This is a genomic window from Rhodovulum sp. ES.010 (assembly GCF_900142935.1).
Lineage (GTDB): Bacteria > Pseudomonadota > Alphaproteobacteria > Rhodobacterales > Rhodobacteraceae > Rhodovulum.
This window is the reverse complement of the sequence record NZ_FSRS01000001.1, coordinates 1,665,086-1,681,874: the sequence shown is the minus strand read 5'-3', so window position 1 is coordinate 1,681,874 and position 16,789 is coordinate 1,665,086. Positions and strand designations below refer to the sequence as shown.

18 protein-coding genes and 1 tRNA gene are annotated in these 16,789 nt (G+C 70.9%); 18 read left to right on the top strand and 1 reads right to left on the bottom strand.

What is annotated here, in order from left to right; all coding sequences use genetic code 11:
* Positions 1–4: 4 nt before the first annotated feature.
* From BUR28_RS08295 to BUR28_RS20005, 15 genes are all read left to right on the top strand, one after another.
* Complete coding sequence (locus tag BUR28_RS08295) at positions 5–1,915, top strand: phage tail tape measure protein (protein WP_074219695.1); 1,911 nt, start codon at positions 5–7, stop codon at positions 1,913–1,915.
* Positions 1,915–2,502, top strand: a complete 588-nt coding sequence (locus BUR28_RS08290) for a hypothetical protein (RefSeq protein WP_074219694.1) — start codon at positions 1,915–1,917, stop codon at positions 2,500–2,502. The genes BUR28_RS08295 and BUR28_RS08290 overlap by 1 nt, the downstream gene beginning before the upstream one ends.
* On the top strand, positions 2,502–3,029 hold the full coding sequence (locus tag BUR28_RS08285) for a hypothetical protein (RefSeq protein WP_074219693.1): 528 nt from the start codon (positions 2,502–2,504) through the stop codon (positions 3,027–3,029). The genes BUR28_RS08290 and BUR28_RS08285 overlap by 1 nt, the downstream gene beginning before the upstream one ends.
* The gene (locus BUR28_RS08280; RefSeq protein WP_139307531.1) at positions 3,014–3,436 is read left to right on the top strand and encodes a DUF6950 family protein; all 423 of its coding nucleotides are present in this window, start codon (positions 3,014–3,016) and stop codon (positions 3,434–3,436) included. The genes BUR28_RS08285 and BUR28_RS08280 overlap by 16 nt, the downstream gene beginning before the upstream one ends.
* Positions 3,421–6,252 (top strand): phage tail protein, encoded by a 2,832-nt coding sequence (locus BUR28_RS08275; RefSeq protein WP_074219691.1) that lies wholly within the window; start codon positions 3,421–3,423, stop codon positions 6,250–6,252. The genes BUR28_RS08280 and BUR28_RS08275 overlap by 16 nt, the downstream gene beginning before the upstream one ends.
* A gap of 7 nt (positions 6,253–6,259) precedes the next feature.
* Positions 6,260–7,108 (top strand): hypothetical protein, encoded by an 849-nt coding sequence (locus BUR28_RS08270; RefSeq protein ID WP_074219690.1) that lies wholly within the window; start codon positions 6,260–6,262, stop codon positions 7,106–7,108.
* Positions 7,095–7,532 (top strand): DUF4376 domain-containing protein, encoded by a 438-nt coding sequence (locus tag BUR28_RS08265; RefSeq protein ID WP_083626535.1) that lies wholly within the window; start codon positions 7,095–7,097, stop codon positions 7,530–7,532. The genes BUR28_RS08270 and BUR28_RS08265 overlap by 14 nt, the downstream gene beginning before the upstream one ends.
* Before the next feature lie 8 nt (positions 7,533–7,540).
* Positions 7,541–9,397 (top strand): hypothetical protein, encoded by a 1,857-nt coding sequence (locus BUR28_RS08260; protein WP_074219689.1) that lies wholly within the window; start codon positions 7,541–7,543, stop codon positions 9,395–9,397.
* Between the two features lie 15 nt (positions 9,398–9,412).
* A complete protein-coding gene (locus tag BUR28_RS08255) occupies positions 9,413–11,773 on the top strand; it encodes a hypothetical protein (RefSeq protein ID WP_074219688.1) in 2,361 nt (786 codons plus the stop codon).
* Positions 11,770–12,078, top strand: coding sequence for a hypothetical protein (locus tag BUR28_RS08250; protein WP_074219687.1), 309 nt, complete (start codon positions 11,770–11,772; stop codon positions 12,076–12,078). Before BUR28_RS08255 ends, BUR28_RS08250 begins: the two co-directional genes overlap by 4 nt.
* Complete coding sequence (locus BUR28_RS20705; RefSeq protein ID WP_256370880.1) at positions 12,075–12,206, top strand: hypothetical protein; 132 nt, start codon at positions 12,075–12,077, stop codon at positions 12,204–12,206. The genes BUR28_RS08250 and BUR28_RS20705 overlap by 4 nt, the downstream gene beginning before the upstream one ends.
* Positions 12,207–12,215: 9 nt before the next feature.
* Positions 12,216–13,088, top strand: coding sequence for a hypothetical protein (locus BUR28_RS08245; protein ID WP_074219686.1), 873 nt, complete (start codon positions 12,216–12,218; stop codon positions 13,086–13,088).
* Position 13,089: 1 nt separating this feature from the next.
* Positions 13,090–13,302: a hypothetical protein gene (locus BUR28_RS08240; RefSeq protein WP_074219685.1), complete on the top strand. Its 213-nt coding sequence runs from the start codon at positions 13,090–13,092 to the stop codon at positions 13,300–13,302.
* On the top strand, positions 13,302–13,526 hold the full coding sequence (locus BUR28_RS18975) for a hypothetical protein (RefSeq protein WP_083626534.1): 225 nt from the start codon (positions 13,302–13,304) through the stop codon (positions 13,524–13,526). The genes BUR28_RS08240 and BUR28_RS18975 overlap by 1 nt, the downstream gene beginning before the upstream one ends.
* 108 nt (positions 13,527–13,634) lie before the next feature.
* Positions 13,635–13,781, top strand: a complete 147-nt coding sequence (locus BUR28_RS20005) for a hypothetical protein (protein ID WP_175566918.1) — start codon at positions 13,635–13,637, stop codon at positions 13,779–13,781.
* Positions 13,782–13,803: 22 nt separating this feature from the next.
* Here the strand turns inward: BUR28_RS20005 and BUR28_RS08230 are convergent, their stop codons facing one another.
* Positions 13,804–14,142: a thermonuclease family protein gene (locus BUR28_RS08230; RefSeq protein ID WP_074219683.1), complete on the bottom strand. Its 339-nt coding sequence runs from the start codon at positions 14,140–14,142 to the stop codon at positions 13,804–13,806.
* A gap of 174 nt (positions 14,143–14,316) precedes the next feature.
* Between BUR28_RS08230 and BUR28_RS08225 the strand changes: the two genes are divergently transcribed.
* The 3 genes from BUR28_RS08225 to BUR28_RS08210 all read left to right on the top strand — a co-directional run bounded on the left by BUR28_RS08225 (position 14,317) and on the right by BUR28_RS08210 (position 16,736).
* Positions 14,317–14,406 (top strand) — tRNA-Ser (locus BUR28_RS08225).
* 63 nt (positions 14,407–14,469) lie between these two features.
* A complete protein-coding gene (locus BUR28_RS08220; protein WP_074219682.1) occupies positions 14,470–15,486 on the top strand; it encodes a phage integrase SAM-like domain-containing protein in 1,017 nt (338 codons plus the stop codon).
* 60 nt (positions 15,487–15,546) lie between these two features.
* A protein-coding gene (locus tag BUR28_RS08210) for an IS3 family transposase (protein WP_139307446.1) occupies positions 15,547–16,736 on the top strand; the annotation gives its coding sequence in 2 pieces (ribosomal slippage) (positions 15,547–15,799 and positions 15,799–16,736; 1,191 coding nt in all).
* Positions 16,737–16,789 lie beyond the last annotated feature (53 nt).

Here is a 16,789-nt window from a genome sequence, read left to right as displayed (position 1 = left end):
TCAGATGAGCACCGTCGTCGGCGTACTGCGGGTCAATCTTGGGCTCGACAGCGCGCAGTTCCAGAACGGGCTGAAGGACGCCACCGCCTCGCTGCAGAAGGTCGGGCGGCAGATGCGCCGAATCGGCGCGGGCCTGTCGATCGGGGTGACCGCGCCGCTGGCGCTGGCCGCGCGCGACATGGTGGGCCTCTTCAACGAGCAGGAGCGCGCCATGACACTGGTGCGCCAGGCGGTGGAAAGCACCGGCGGCGCGGCGGGGTACACCGCGGGCGAGCTGGGCAAGCTGGCCTCGGAAATGCAGGCCGTCACCACCTTCGGCGACGAGAACATCCTGGCCAACGCCACCGCGCAGCTGCTGACCTTCACCAACATCGCGGGCGAGAATTTCGAGCGGGCGCAGATGGCGGCGCTGGACCTGTCGACGGTGCTGGACGGCGACCTGAAATCGGCCTCGATCCAGCTGGGCAAGGCGCTGAACGACCCGGTCGCGAACCTCTCGGCCTTGTCGCGGTCGGGGATCCAGTTCTCGGAGGACCAGCGCGAGATGATCAAGTCCCTGGCCGAGACCGGGCGGCTGGCCGAGGCGCAGGCGGTGATCCTCGACGAGCTGTCGAAGCAGTATGGCGGGCAGGCCGCCGCCGCGGTCAGGACCTTCGGCGGCGAGGCGAAGCAGCTGGCGAATGCCTGGGGCGACCTGAAGGAAGAGTTCGGCGCGGTGATCGCGGAGTTCCTGCCGCCGCTGGTCGAGGGCCTGCGGACGGTCGTGGACTGGCTGCAGCAGACCAGCCCCGAGACCAAGCGGTTCGCGGTCGTGGTCGCGGGGCTTGGCGCCGCCATGGGCCCCGTGCTGGTCGGCCTCGGCGTGATGGCCGCAGCGATCGGCGCCGTCGGGGTGCCGGTGGCGGCGGCGGTGGCGGGGATCGGGGCGCTGACCGCGGCGGTGGTCGCGTTCTGGCCCGAGATCGTGCAGGCGAAGGACCGGGTCGTCGAGTTCGCAGGCACGGTCTGGCAGGAATACCTGCGCTTCGCCGAGGGCTTCTACGGGATGATCGCGGCCGTGCGCGAGGGCATCGTCGAGGCCTGGGGCGACGTGAAGGCCACTGTCCAGACCAAGTTCGACGAGCTCGTGGCGCTGGCGCAGGCCTGGCCGCAGGCATTCCTGCAGGTCGGGCGCGACATCGTCGAGGGGCTGCGCGCGGGGATCGCCGAGCGGTGGCAGGCGGTCAAGGACTCGGTCACCGAGATCGGCGGGGGCATCACCCGGACAGTCAAGGACAAGCTGGGGATCCAGTCGCCGTCGAAGGTGTTTCGCGAGATTGGGGCCAACCTGATGGAGGGTCTGCGGCTCGGCATCGGTGACGGTGCCGGTGCGGTCAGGGCCGAGCTGGGCGGCGTGGTGGACGGCGCGACCGACGCGATGTACGTCGCGACCGACGCGGCGGGATCGTGGTCGTCTTCGCTGGGCAATGCCTTCAAGTCGGTCATCACCGGGGCGCAGGACGCGCGCTCGGCGCTGGCGGACCTGGCCGGGCAGATGCTGGACATGGTGCTGGACCAGGCCATCGGCAACATCGCCAGCGGGTTGTTCGGGGGCATGGGCGGCGGTTCGTTCACCGGCCGCGGTGGGACCGTCACGCCCTTGTTCCCGTCCTTCGCGGGCGGCGGGTTCACCGGGCTGGCGCCGCGTTCGGGCGGGATCGACGGCATGGGCGGGTTTCCGGCGATCCTGCATCCCAACGAGACCGTGATCGACCATGTGCGGGGCGGGGCCATGGGAAGCATGGTCATCAACCAAAGCTTCGCGGTGACCGTGCAGGACGGCAGCGACCCGCGCCGCATCGTGGAGGCGCTGCGCCCGGCGATGCGCAACGAGGCGCGCGAGGTCTACGCCCGCCGCCGCCGCGAGGGGCTCTGATGGCGTTCCCGCCGGCGGCCGTGAAGATCGCCGCGCTCAGGCGCGAGCAGGTGGTCAGCGCCCTGCGCACGCGCTCGCCCTACAGCTTCGCGTCCACCGCCTATGACTTCATGGGGGGCATGTGGCGCGCCGAGCTCGAACTCGTCCATGTCGAGCGCGCCGACAACGCCGCGATCGAGGCGTGGCTCGCCTCGCTCGGCGGGCCCGCGGGCACCTTCGAGCTGCGCGAGCCGGACTATGACGGCCCCTACGGCACGGTGAGCGCGAACCCCTCGGTCGCCGTGGCGGCCACGGCGCGCGCGCAGACGCTGCGCTTGCAGATGCAGTCCGGCGAGGCCGCGGCCGCGGGCGACCTGCTGACGCTGGGCGGGCATCTGCATGTCGTCACCTCGGCCGGTGCGCCCGACGGCGGCGGCGTCCAGGCGGTCACGGTCTGGCCGCGGCTGCGCGCCGATGCCGGCGTGGGCGCGGCGGTCGAGATGCTGGCGCCCTACGGCACCTGGGCGCTGGCCGGGCCCGCCAACGGCTATGCGGTCAGCCAGTCCCGCGTGCGCACGCGCACGCTGCAGATCGTCGAGGCGATCTGATGGACGCGAGCGGCGATCTGCGCGTCGGGCTGCTGGTCCGCTGCCGGTTCGATTCCGGCGACCTCGCGATGTTCACCGGGACCGGCACGGTGGAGTGGGACGGGGTGACCTATATCGGCACCGGCGCCCGGCCCCTGTCCGTCGGCGAGTCCGAGAGCACCAGCCAGGAGGGCAATCCGGGTCTCGGAATCACCCTGGCCGGGCTCGACCCGGAGATCCTCGCGCTCGCCGAGCTGGAGCCGATCCAGCGCCGGCGGGTGACGGTGCTGCTGGGGCTCTTCGACGCCGAGGGGCAGATCGTCGACGCGGACGTGGTGTTCGACGGGCTGGCCGACGACCTCGACAGCACCGACGACCCCGAGGCGGCCGAGACCACGCTGGCCTGCGAACAGCGTGCGCTCGATCTCGCGCGGCCCAGGCCGTTCTACTACCTGCCCGAGGACCAGCAGAAGCGGTTCCCGGGCGACCGTTTCTTCGACCTGGTGCAGGCGATCCAGAACCGCGAGGACACATGGGGCAACGCGTAAGGGTGCCGGGCTGGGAGCGCGCGCTGACCGAGGAGCTGCGGCACTGGGAGGGGCGCGCCTTCGCTTGGGGGCCGCAAGACGACTGCCTGGCGATGTGCCGGGCGGCGGCCGTGGCGGTGACGGGTGAGGACCCGTTCCCGCACCTGCCGGCCTACGCGACCGAGCTGGGCGCGGCGCGCGGGCTGCGCCGGCTGGGCTTCGCCAGCGTCGAGGCGATGGTCAGCGACCGGCTGGCATCGATCCCGCCGGCGCAGGCGATGCGCGGCGACTGGGTGATGGTGCCGGGCGGCGGACTGGTGCCGGGGGCCTTCGGCGTCGTCGCCGGGGCGCGGGCCGCGCATCTGGGGCCGGAGGGGCTGGTCTGGCGCGATGTGAGCGGGGCGGAGCGGGCATGGCGCATCGGCTGATCCTGCTGCTGGCCGCCCTGTGCTGGGCCGCGCCGGCCGAGGCCGCCCCCATCGGTGCCGCACTGGTGGCGGGCGTGGGCGCCGCGGTGGGCGGGGCGACGGCCGCCGCGATCGCGACGCAAGCGATCTTTGCGGGCGTGCTGGCCGGCGTGCAGATGGCGCTGCAGAAGAAGCCGGAAAAGCCCGGCCCGCGCGGCAGCGACATCACGCTGAACAAGATCCAGCCGGTGACCACCGGCCTGATCGTCTATGGCGAGCGCACCGTGGGCGGCTCGATCGTCGCCCGGTCGACCACGGCGGTCGGAGGCAAGCCGCACAAGCGCTATCACAGCGTGCTGACGCTGGCCTGCCACGAGATCGAGGGCGCGCAGGAAATCTGGATCGGCGAGACGCTGGTCTGGACCCGCGCGCAGTACGAGACGGACATCGCCGCGGGCGTCGAGGGCCCGCTGGCCGGGCAGGTCGCGGGCGACTACCGGGGCAAGGTGCGGCTGGTGGTGCGCGACGGCGCGGCCGACCAGGCGGCGGTCGATCGATATGTCAGCCAGGCCGGGGAGTGGACCGAGCACCACCGCGGTCGCGGCATCGCGTATGTCTATTTCGAGAGCGACTATGACCGCGACCTGTTCCCGCGCGGCGTGCCCGAGCTGCGGGTGCGCCTCCGTGGCAAGCGGGTGCTCGACCCGCGCGACGGGCAGGTGAAGTGGACGGCGAACCCGTTCCTCGCCCTGCGCGACTATGCCCTGACGCCGGAGTTCTTCGGTGGCATCGGCTGGACGGCCGACGACCTCGACGACGCCGCGATCGTCGCGCATGCCAACATCGCCGACGAGGCGGTGCCGCTGGCCGGGGGCGGGACCGAGGCGCGGTACGCGTTCAGCGGCGCGCTGGACACCGCCGACAGCCCGCGGGCCAACCTGGACCAGCTGTCGGCAGCCTGGGGCGGCTGGTGGGCCTATGACCGCGGCCGCCTGACCGTGGGCGGCGCGGCCTGGGAGGAGCCGGCGGTCGAGATCACCGAGGACATGCTGGTAGCCCCCATCCGGGTGCGCGCCCGCCGCCCTTTCGAGGAGCAGTTCAACACCGTCAAGGCGCAGTTCGCCGATGCGGCGGCCGAGCATGTCGCGACCGACCTGCCGGTGCTGTCCTCGGCGGCCTACCGGGCCGAGGACAATGGCGAGGAGCTGGTGCGCGACCTCGAGGAGCTGCCGGGCGAGACCAGCCACGCCCGCGGCCAGCGCCTGATGAAGCTGGCGCTGCTCAAGGGCCGCCGGCAGAAGCGGGTGGAGCTGCCCTGCTCGCTGGCCGCGTGGAACGTGCGGCTGGGCGATAACGTCAGGGTGACGATCCCGCGCCGGGGCTGGACGCAGAAGAATTTCGAGGTCCTGGCGCGCCGCGTGCGGGTCGCCCCCGACGGCGTCGGGATCACCCTGACCTGCATCGAGACCGGCCCCGCGATCTTCGACTGGACCACCAGCGAGGAGACGCCGAAACCCGCCGGCGGCGTGCCGAGCCTGCCCAGCCCCACGGCGAAGCCGATGATGCAGGCCCCGGCGATGGCCGAGGAGCTCTACGAGACGCGGGGCGGCGGCGGGGTCAAGACGCGGGTGCAGCTGTCGACAGACACCGACAACCCGTTTGTCACCACCTGGCAGTTCGCCTGGCAATGGGTCGACGGGATCGCCACGGCGATCCTGGGCGAAGGGCCGGCGCTGGCGCCGCTGGCCGCGGGCGCGGCGTTGGGCGACGCGGCCGCCTGGGGCGCCTATGCGACGGCCGAGATCGACGGCACCGCGCCGTCTCTGGCGCCGCTGGCCGCGGGCGCGGCCGTCGGCGACGCGGCCGCCTGGGGCGCCTATTCCAGCGTCGCGCAGACCGACCTGCGCACCGACGCGCCGGTGGTCCGGCCGCTGGTCGATGTTGGGCAGGACCTGCTGGAGGACGTGCGGCCGGGCATCTACGTTTTCGGGGTGCGCGGGCGGACGGCGCGCGGCCTCTGGTCGGACTGGACCTGGTCGGGCGCGGTCGCGGTGCTGGGCGAGGCGGCGCCGCCCGCCGCGCTTTCGGGCCTGACCGCGCAGGCCGCGGGCGTGGCGCTGCTGCACTGGACGCAGCACCCGAGCCTCGACGTGCGCCAGGGCGGCCGGATCGAGTTTCGCCACGCCTCGGCGATGGCCGGGGCGAGCTGGCAGAACTCCACCAGCATCGGCCGGGCGGTGCCGGGCGTCGCGACCGAGGCGGCGCTGCCGCTGAAATCGGGCACGTACCTTGCCCGCCCCTATGACGCCACGGGCCTGCCGGGCCCCGAGGCCGCGGTGGTGGTGCGCGCCGCCTCGATCCTGCCGACGGCGACGGTGGCGAGCCTTGTCGAGGCGCCGGGATTCGCCGGGATCAAGGCGGGCTGCAGCGTCGAGCTGGGCGCGCTGGTGATCGACCCGGGCGGGACCGAGGCGGTCTACGGGTTCGCGGGCTCGATCGACCTGGGCGCGGTCCAGCCGGTGCGCCTGGTCGGCGACGTGACGGTGACCTTCACCGAGCGCGAGGACCTGTTCTGGAAACCCGACGACGCGGCGATGTGGCTGCCGGGGGACGCGCCGATGTGGCTGGGCGACGCGGCATCGGGCGATGTCGACATGCAGGTCAGCGCCACCGACGACGACCCGGCGGGCAGCCCCTCCTGGGGCCCGTGGCAGAGCTTCGACGCGGCCGATTTCGAGGCGCGCGCCTTCCGGTTCCGGGCGGTCCTGAGCGTCGAGAGCGCGGCCTACGTGGCCAGCGTCTCGGCGCTGACGGTCACCGCGCAGCAGGCAGCATGAGGGGCAGATGAGCCAGGCAACCTACATCACCGACCCGACGCGGACGAGGGCGCAGGCGCGCAGCTTCTTCTCGGCCGTGCTGCAGGCGATCGCCAGCAACAATTCCGGCGCGACCGCCCCGGCCGAGACCTATCCGCACATGTTCTGGGCCGATACCGCGACGGCCACGCTGAAACAGCGCAACGCCGCGAACAGCGGCTGGATCACCATCGGCAGTTTCGACCAGGCCGCCGGCACCTTCACGCCCGCCGGCCTCGCGCAGCTGAGCGAGGCGCAGGCGGCCGACGATACCTCGCAGGTCTTCGGGCAGGTCTCCGGCCAGCGGCTGGCGCAGGCGGTGGCGGCCCACGCGCCCGCCGCGCCGATCGAGGCGTGGCACCCCTATGACATGGTCAGCCCCGGCGACGGCGCGGGCGGGGTGATCTACGATCACGCCACCGACGGCACGGTCCTGTCGGTCGAGACGCCGAGCTTCGAAGACGGTTATGAATACGCGGTGAAAGTCGAGGCTCTGAGCCACAACCACAGCATCGCTACCCCTCTGCTGATCGAGGCATGGCTGGAGACCACGGGCGCCTATTCCGGCATCAGGATGGAGACGGGCGCACCGAGCAGTTCCGTCCTGCTCTACGGGTCGGCGCAGTTCGTGCTGCCGCGCGAGATCGGCTTCGTGCATCGGATCGCCCAACTCTCCAACGGGTTCTCGGGCGGCGGGGGGGCGTGGACGGCGGCCGAGGCGGACGTGACCCACCCCGCCGCGCAGAAGATTGGCCGCGGCCGTGTCCGGTTCGCCGCGGGGTCGATCGACGCGGGGCGGATCACCCTGCTGCGGAGGCGCGAATATGTCACAGGATAGAGTCGTGGTCTGGGAGGACGGCCGGAAGGTGATACGCGCCCCGCGGCCCGGCGAGGTGCCGCCGCCCCCGGTCCCGACGGGCGCCGACGTGAATGCCGAGCGCGACCGCCGGCTCTACGGGCCGCGCACATTCCCGGTGGCCGGGCATGGTGACGTGACGCTGGCCGGGGACCAGCGGACCACCTTCAACCTCGCGGCGCGATTCTCGACCGCGCAGGCGCGGATCGCGGCGGGCGAGGGCGCCACCACGACCGACTGGCGCGACGAGGACGACGTGATCCACCGGTTCACCCAGCACCAGGTCGCCGACCTCTGGGAGCGGGCCGCCGCGTACTGGCAGGCCGTCTACGAGGCGTCCTGGGCGCTGAAGGACGCGCCGGGCGGCATCCCCGCCGATTTCACCGCTGACCATCACTGGCCGTGAGGTAGACCATGCCCGAAATCGTCACCCCCACCACGCGCGAGATGAGCAGCGACGGCGGCCAGACCTGGGAGGCCTTCGACCCGGCGCGGACCGTGCAGTACGGCGAGACCTGGCGGATCCGCGAGATCGTCACCGATACCGACGGCAACAGCGCCACCTTCACGAGCGAGCCGATCACCGTGGTCGGCCTGGCCCCGAGCCGGACCGTCAGCCTCGGCGCGGTCGTCGACGGCCAGACGGTGGGCCAGCCGGGGTCGGGCGCGGATGTCGAGGCCGTGCTGGGCGGCGCGGCGGGCGTGCCGGACGACCCGCTGACCTGGGAGATCGACGTGGACGGCGGCGGCTATGCCTCGCTCGGCTCGCCTTACGAGGCGGCCGAGGGCGAGGTGCTGACCATCCGCATTTCCGACCCCGACCACCCGGCCGGCCCGTTCTCGGCCAGCTCGGCCCCGGTGACGGTGGGGGCCACAGTGGTGCCCGACACGCTGGAAATCACGGCGCTGACCTTCGTCGAGGGCCAGGACGGCGCGATCCCGCGCATCGAGATCACGGGCTCCTATGGCGGCAGCCAGCCGCTGACGCTGTTCGTCGTCTCCTACCAGTCCGCGAGCGGCGCGCCGACCGTGCCGCAGGCGGTCGCCGGAACCGGGGGCACGGTGCTCGACGCCGGCAACCTTCCGGGCTTCGACTTCGCCCTGGGCGCCGCGGGGGCGCTGTCGGACTTCTTCGGGGGCAATGGCGCGGACAGCCTGATGGTGGTCGTGCGCGAGGATGGGGGCGACAACCAGGCGGCTACCGCCACGGTGGCCGTGACCAACCTGGACGAGGACGGACCCGACCTGGTCTCGGCCGCGACGAGCCTCGACGGCACGCAGGCCACGCTGACCTTCGACGACATCATCGTCGGGGACGAGGACCCCGCCGACTGGACGGTGACCGGCTCGGCCAGCGGCGCGATCGCGGTGACCGGCGTGACCATCGACGGGTCGGCGGATGTCGTCCTGGCCTTCGGCGGCGCGGTGCAGGCGGGCGAGACCCTGGCGGTCGACTACGCGGGCGGGACCCTGCGCGACGACTGGGGCAACGCGCTGCAGGACCTGGCGGACGAAGCGGTGACGAACAACGTGCCCCCGGCGGGCTTCGACCCGGCCGCCCTGTTCGCCGGCCGCACAGGCTACGTCTTCGATCCGGCCGCGGGGGTCTACACCGATACCGGCCTCAGCATCCCGGCCACGGTCGGCCAGACCGTCCAGGGCTGGGCCAGCCAGTCCGGCGTCGGGTCCTACGATGCCACGGGCGCCGCCGGCCCGCAGCTCGGGTCCGGCTTCGTGACCTTCGACCGGGCCGCCGGCGAGAAGCTGGACACCGCCGGGGGCTTCGACGCCTCGATCGACAACCGAGGCTTCTTCCTGGCCGCGGCGTTCCGGCCAGCGACGACCGGGACCACCCAGCACATCCTGGCCTGCCAGCCGGGCGGCCCGAGCAAGCTGTTCCTGCTGCGCCACATCAACTTCGGCGGCGACGGGCTGCTGCAGTTCATCGGCTATGACGGGGCGAAGGCGGGGGTGACCGCACAGGATACCACGGCCATCGTGGCGGGCGAGGACGTCATCGTGATGGCCTGGCTCGATGCGAGCTTCGCCAAGATTTGCAGGGGCGGGAAGACCGTCGCCCTGGCCGAGGTCGGGTCCGCCGCCAATGCGGCCGGGACGATCTCGAACACCGGCTCACCGCACACCCTCGGCGCGCTGAACGCCGGCGACCATCTCGACGGCCGAGCCTACTTCCTGCTGGCGTCCACCGGCATCCCGACCGCGCAGGAGCGGGCTGAGCTTTACACCCACATGCAGGGGCTGCTGCCATGAGAAGGGAGACGTCCGATGCCGCTTGATCTCGGGATCACCGCGCTCGACGCCGTGTCCGCGCCCACCGTCGGCGTGCGCATCCAGAAAAGCGACCTGGCGGTCGCTCCCTATTCGGTATCCTTCGAGGCCTGGCAGTTCTCGGGATGGGACACGCCCGCGCCGAGCGGCACCCGGTTCGATGCCCGCCGCCGCGACCTTATCTTCACCTGGGATTTCGGCGACGGCACCACGAACCGGCGGTTCGTCACCGGCAAGAACCTTCCCGAAGCGTGGCGCGACGCGACGAAGGGCTACGGCCCCGAAGTGGCCCATGTCTACGAGACCGCCGGGTCGTGGACGCCCAGCCTAACCGTCGAGGAGCCGTCCTCGGGCAAGTCCGTGACGATCACCTTCGACCCCATCGTGGTTGTCAGCGCCGAGACGCATTTCGCCCCGACCGGCCCGGCCGAAACCTTCTGGGTCGGCGCGCCCGGCGCGTGCCCCGTGGCCGGTGCGATCGACAAGGCCAGCTTCGCGGCGGCGTGGGCCGACATGCGGGCCGACGACGGCCAGACCGATATCCGCATCATGCTGGAGGATGGCTGGACCGAGGACATCGGCTCGGGCGTCTCGGGAGCCAGCGCTTCCACCAGCTTCCGTTTCAGGACCATCTACATCGACACCGAGCCGGGCGCGGAGACCATGCCGGAGATCACCGTCAGCGGCGAGAACGGCTCGATCATCCGCGAGATGAACAAGATGATGCGGCCGACCGCCGAGGGCACCGTGGCCTTCGTGGCGCGCGGCATCCATTTCCGTGGCCTGTGGGACGCGGTGCGGATGGAAGGCGTCCAGGCGCTCGGCTTTGAGTTCGGCCGGGGCGCGGAGGAGGTCCCTGCATCGGGGTTCACGCGGAACGGGCCCTGCGAATACTGGTGCCTGTCCGGCTGCCGGGTCAGCAACTTCAAGATCTGCGTCTCCCCGGTCACCCGCAACCCGAACCCCGCCGCGAACACGATCCTCGGCGTTCTGCACGAGACGGAGGTCTGGGACTGGCGGGAATACGGCATTTTCGGCGGCGGGGCAGGCGTGCGCTCCGATGTCGGCACCCGGCAGTTCTTCGCGATCCTCGGCTCCGACATCGCCCAGAACCCGAACGCGGGGTCGGGCTGGGTCAAGGACGGCAAGTCGAACGACCATGGCCCGTGGCGCGGCGGCGCGGCGACGTGTTACGTCGCCGGATCGTCGTTCTATTCCGGCTCGGGACACCCGACGCTGGCCTCGCTGACGGTCGGCACCGACGGCTGGACGGGCGGCAGGACGTGGGTGACGGGTCTCTACCAGCCCGCGATCCGCTGGGCGATCCCGGACCCGCTGCTGTGGTCCGAGGGCGACATCGAGGACGAGGTGGACCCGCGCCTGAACATGGAGCGGTTCTACGTCGAGGGGCAGCTGGGTTTCGGCACGCAGAACGGCGTCACGCCGATTGCCGAGGGCAATATCCTGTGCGCGGACGGCATCATCGTGGCCGGGCCGCACACGGGCGAGATTTTCACCTGGCGGCAGGGCGGCATCTCGGCGCGAAACCTCTCCCTGGTGCATCCCGACATCCAGCGGTATTCGGATTTCACCGACATCACGCGCTTCATCGGGATGACCTCGGCCGCCTCGGACCCCGCGAATATCTACGGCACGATGCGCCATTGCGCCTTCGTCAACCAGTGCACCGACGCCAAGACGTTCGGCGGCTCGGCACTGGTGCCGGTCTCGCAAGTGGTCGAGAACACCGGCGGGGGGATCACCGTGGCGATGGCCCACAATCTGCTGCACGAGCCCGGCCCCAGCGGAGGCGACACGCAGTTCGCGCCCTTCACCGAGGTGCACACGGTCACGCCTTACAATGCCGGCGTCCAGCCGGTGGCGGAGCGCTACACCGGCACGCTGGCGGCGACGGTCGGCGGCGCGGGCGGGACGTTCACGATCCCCTACAGCGAGGGCGACGCCAGCTATTTCCGCGACAACACGCGGGCGCATTGCCTCCAGCTGATCGGGGTCGCGGACGGGTCGAGCAATGCCGAATACTACGCGGGCGGCGTCTACGGCACCAACGCGGGCGAAACCACGTGGACCTTCGGCGCGACCGGCGTGACGATCACGAACAACTCGGGCGTGGACTGGCCGGCCGGCACGGCCTGGGTCGCCTACCTGATGCGGCACCCGGACCACTACCCGCCGAAGGTGGTCAGCGCGGCGACGCCTTCGCCGCTGGCGGTGATCCTGCGCCCCGGCTCGACCTCGACCGCGAAGGCCGCGGCGACGGGATCGGTGCTGCCGGTCGACATGCTCGGCGACGCCCGGCCCGCGAGCCCGACACTGGGCCCGGTGGAGGCGGCATGATCGAGCTGACCGAGGCCGCGGCCAAGACCGCGCTGGCCATCCTCGCCGGCCTGATCCTGGTCTGGATCCGCACCGACGGAATGGCGGTGATCGGCCGCCTCGGGGTCATCACCGCCTCGGCCGCGGCCGGCCTGGCCCTCGGGTCCGAGCTGGCGCTGTGGCTGGGCACGCCCGAGCGGCTGACGCTCGTGGGCGTGACGGTCCTGGGCCCGCTCGTGCTGGAGGTGGCCGCGACCGTCCTGCTGCTGGCCAAGAAGAACCCTGCCGCCGTCGTCGACCTGCTGCGCCAGTGGAGAGGCAAGTGAAGCGGGTCCGGCAAGCCGTGCACCGCTTCTACCTGCCCGGCGCCGTCGTGCTGTGGCTCGCGCTGCTGGCCGCGGGTGCGCTCGACCGGTGCGGCGCGCCCGAAACCTTCACGTATCTCGCCCCCTAGGAGGGTCCCATGGACCGCAAGACGTTCTACGCGGCGCTCAGGCGTCGCGGGAGCGGCGTGTTCGGCACGTCGCTGAGCCAGCGCCAAGTCGACGGCCTGGAGGCCGTGCTGGACGAGTGCCTGCGCGCCCGCGCCACGCTGCCCCAGGCCGCCTACATCCTGGCCACCGCCCATGGCGAGACCGGCGGGCGGATGCGGCCGCTGCGCGAGAACTTAAGCTACACCACGGCCGCGCGGCTCTGCGCGGTGTGGCCGTCGAGATTCCCGACCGAGGCCGCGGCTCGGCCCTTCGTCCGCAACCCCCGCGCGCTGGCGAACCATGTCTACAACGGGCGTCTCGACAACTGCCCCGGGTCGGACGACGGCTGGCGGTTCCGCGGCGGCGGCCTCGGCCAGATCACCGGCCGGCGCAACTACCGGCTCTGGGGCCAGCGCCTCGGCGTGCCGCTCGAGGACAGGCCCGAGCTGATCCTCGACCTGCCCATCTCGGCCGCGGCGCTGGTGCGAGGGATGCTGGGCGGCTGGGCGACGGGCCTTTCCCTGGCCGACTTCGTGGGGCCGCGCGGGGTGGACTACCTCGCCGCCCGGCGCGTCTGGAACGGCACGTTCGAGGCCGCCGCCTATGCAAGCCGCGCCGCGGCGTTCGAGCTGGCGCTGCGCGAGGCGGGCTACGATCCGGCGCTGGTGCCCGCCGCACCCCCGCCGCCCCCGCCCGCGCCCGAGCGTGTGGTCGGCGGGGCGGGTCCCGCCGGCGAGACCGCGGCCGTGGGCATCGGCGCGGCGATCGCGGCGCTCGCCGCCGGGACGGCCGCGGTGGCCTCCGGGCTCGCCTGCCGGGTGCCGCTGCTGGCCGATCTGCTCAACCTGACCTGTGGAGGCTGACATGCGCTATCTCCGATTCTCGTCGCTCAGCTGGTGGGCCGGGGTGGTCTCGATCGCCCTGGGTGTCCTCGGCATCGTGGCCCCGTCCGAGGAGGCGTCGCAGCTCGGCCGCGTGCTCGCGGCGCTGCTGGGCGGGGCCGACGCCTCGCCCGCCGGGCTAGTCGTGCTGGGCCTCGGCATCATCGGCCTGCGCGACAAGCTGGAGCGGGGGTGATGCTCGATCTCCTCGGGATCGACCTTTCCGCGCTGCTCTCGGCGCTCGGCATGGCGCTGGCGGCGCTGGCTGGTGGCGCGCTCTGGGGGCGCGAGCGCGGCAAACGCAGGCAGGCCGAGCGCGAGCGCGACGCCCTGAAGACCGCCAACGAGGTGCAAGATGACATCGCGACCCGCCATCCTGATCGTGTGCGCGACGACCTGGCTCGCTGGATGCGAGATTAGGTCCTGCGACTGGGCCAACCCCATCCGGCCCTCCTCGGCCGACCAGCTGACCGAGGGCACCCGGCGCCAGATCCTGACCCACAACGAGACGGGGGCCCGCCTGTGCGGGTGGCGGCCCTGAGCGCGCCGGTGCATTTCGGGCCGCACCGGGGCGGGCTGGGCGTCTGGCGCGGGCGCGAGTTGATCCTGGTGGTGCCGATCCGCCTGCTGCCTGCGCTGATCCTCGAGGCGGCGACGCTGTTGCGCGGGCGCTAGGTTTCCGATCCGGGGCGCGGCGTCACCGCCCCGGATCGCAGCCCGCATAGGCCCCGCCCGAATAGCGCGGCCAGTCGCGGGCGTGGCCCTGCGCCACCAGTTCGCAGGCCAGGTCGCGGCCGTCCGGCGTCACGCAGCGCGCGACGATCCGGCGGTAGGGGTCCACGTCCTTCACCTCGCACCGCAGCGGCCCGGCGCCCGCGAGATCGGCCAGCGCGGCCGTCGCCGCGGCGGCGCCGTCCTCGCCCCGTTCGGGCGCGTCGATCCCCCACAGCCTGATCCCTGTATCCCCTGCCGACAGCGTGTCGCCGTCGACGATGGTGTAGGCGGTGAGCATCAGGAGGGCGGCGAGGGTCGACATGGGGGGCTCTCAACAGGGCAAAACGGGAACAAACTGCACGCATTCTGCACCAGAATCAGGTGCAGTTCCCGTTAAGTTCCGCGAAAACCCGGGAAAACATGGGGTTAGGCCATGCTGGAGGCCGCGGCCAAAAACACCTTGTTCCGCGCGCCCTTACGGCATAGACAGGCCAGCGGAGACGTGGCCGAGTGGTCGAAGGCGCTCCCCTGCTAAGGGAGTAGACGGGAAACCGTCTCGAGGGTTCGAATCCCTTCGTCTCCGCCACACCCAACAACCTATTATTATTGCAGGGTTTTCTTCTCGATATCCAAGAGCTTGTTGTCCAAAATGGACCACAGGAAGACCGGGAAAGAAGACATGCGATACCTCAGGCAGCCTCGCGGCCCCGGCAAGGGCTGGGTGTTCAAGATGCCCACGCCACCTGAACTCGTGGGTGTTCCGAACCCGTGGGACGGCAGGCCAATCCGTAAAACGATCACAAAGGGGCTGGGGACACGTCACCTCCCCTCGGCCCGAAAGCTCCGCGACATCGCACTCGGCGACATCCGCAGGCTTCAGGACGGCTTGCGCGACGGGGAGGCCTTCTCCCTCGCCTCAGCTGTAGAGTGGCGCGAAGCCATCCTTGCTGCCCGCCAGAACGCCGAAGACCCCCGCCGCGTTGGTATCGAGATGGTTCTGACCGACAAGCTGGAACAGGCCGAGGCCCGTGGTCTCCCACTCGATCAGCTGCAGCGGTGCGCTCGTGTCGCTTCAGGGAAGGGCTTTCCCCTCGACCTCGCTCATTCGCAGTATGTGGAGGCCCGCCGCCCCGGCAATCCCTACGGCTATGCGCCGCTGAAGCGCAGCACGGTGATGAACCTCGACACTGCGATGAAGCACCTCCGCGCCTTCCTCGAAGATGAGGCGAAGACCGCCTGCTTGGAGGACGTGACCCCCGAGCTTGCCCGCCGCTTCCGTTATGACTTCCTCCCCTCCCTCCGCCATCACCGCAGCCCTCAGGGTCTCTCCGCCCAGACCGTTGCCAAGAACGTCAACCTACTGAAGCAGCTCTGGGTGTGGGCAGAAGAGAACGGACGCCTGCCGAAGCGCTATCGGAACCCGTGGGTCTTCCCCAGAGGCATCAGCCGCACGAACAACAAGCGCGAACAGGTCCGTGAGAACTTCCAGCCTGAGGAGACAAGCAAGCTGCTTGCGGCCACAGAGCGTGGGACAAGAGAAGGCGACGTCGTCCGCCTCGCCATCGCCACAGGTTGCCGTGCCGATGAGATAGCCATGATCACCACGGACCAAGTGAAAGAGGGCGGCGAGGGCTTCTATCTCCTCGACGGAAAGAGCAAGAACTGACCTGCCACGGGATTTTTCCTCCACCTGCGATTAGAGTCCGACCCAAGGAGGGGACGGACAATGAAGCGAACGAGATACAGCGAAGAGCAGATTATCGGCATCCTGGCCGAGCATGAGGCCGGGGCGAAGTGTGCCGATCTGTGCCGCAAGCACGGCATGTCGGAGGGGACGTTCTACAACTGGAAAGCCAAATACGGCGGCATGACGGTGTCAGAGGCCAAACGGCTGAAGGCGCTCGAGGACGAGAACGCCAAGTTGAAGAAGCTGCTGGCGGAGCAGATGCTGGATCTGGCCGCGATGCGCGAGCTGGTTTCAAAAAAGTGGTGACGCCCGTCGTGAAGCGCGAGGCGGTCGCGCATCTGAAGGCCCGGTTCGGGCTGTCGGAACGACGGGCGTGCCAGATTGCCGGCGCGGATCGGAAGACGATCCGCTACCGGTCGCAACGCGCACCCGACACGGAACTGCGCGGCCGATTGCGGGAGCTTGCCAACGAGCGTCGGCGGTTCGGCTACCGGCGGCTCTTCGTCCTGCTCCGGCGGGAGGGCGAGCCCTCGGGGATCAACCGTATCTACCGGCTTTACCGCGAGGAAGGGCTGACCGTCCGCAAGCGGCGCGCGCGGCGCAAGGCCATCGGCACCCGCGCCCCGATCCTGGTCGAGGCGCGCGCAAATGCCCGTTGGTCACTGGATTTCGTCCATGACCAGTTCGCGTGCGGGCGGCGGTTCCGGGTGCTGAACATCGTCGATGACGTCACGCGCGAATGCCTCGCCGCGATCCCGGACACGTCGATCTCCGGCCGGCGCGTCGCGCGGGAGCTGACGGCGCTGATCGAACGTCGCGGCAAGCCGGGAATGATCGTGTCGGACAACGGGACGGAACTGACCTCGAACGCGATCCTGAAGTGGTGCGCCGAGAACCGGATCGAATGGCACTACATCGCGCCGGGCAAGCCGATGCAGAATGGCTTTGTCGAGAGCTTCAACGGCCGGATGCGGGACGAGTTCTTGAACGAGACGCTGTTTCGTAACCTCGCCCATGCCCGCGACCTGATCGCCGCCTGGGTCGCCGACTACAACACCGAGCGCCCCCATTCGGCCTTGGGCTATCAGACCCCGGCTGACTACGCGCAGACCCTGACCACCGCAATCGCCCGACCCGCTGCGCGAGATGAGAGCTCCGCGCGTCGGGCGATTGCTCAACCCGCGCCATTTGGCGTAAACACCAACCGGGCTCCGGTCGCGGCTGGATGAAAGATCAGTGGCAGGTCAGAAACTCACCTTCCCAGCGTTCCATGTCCTGCAGG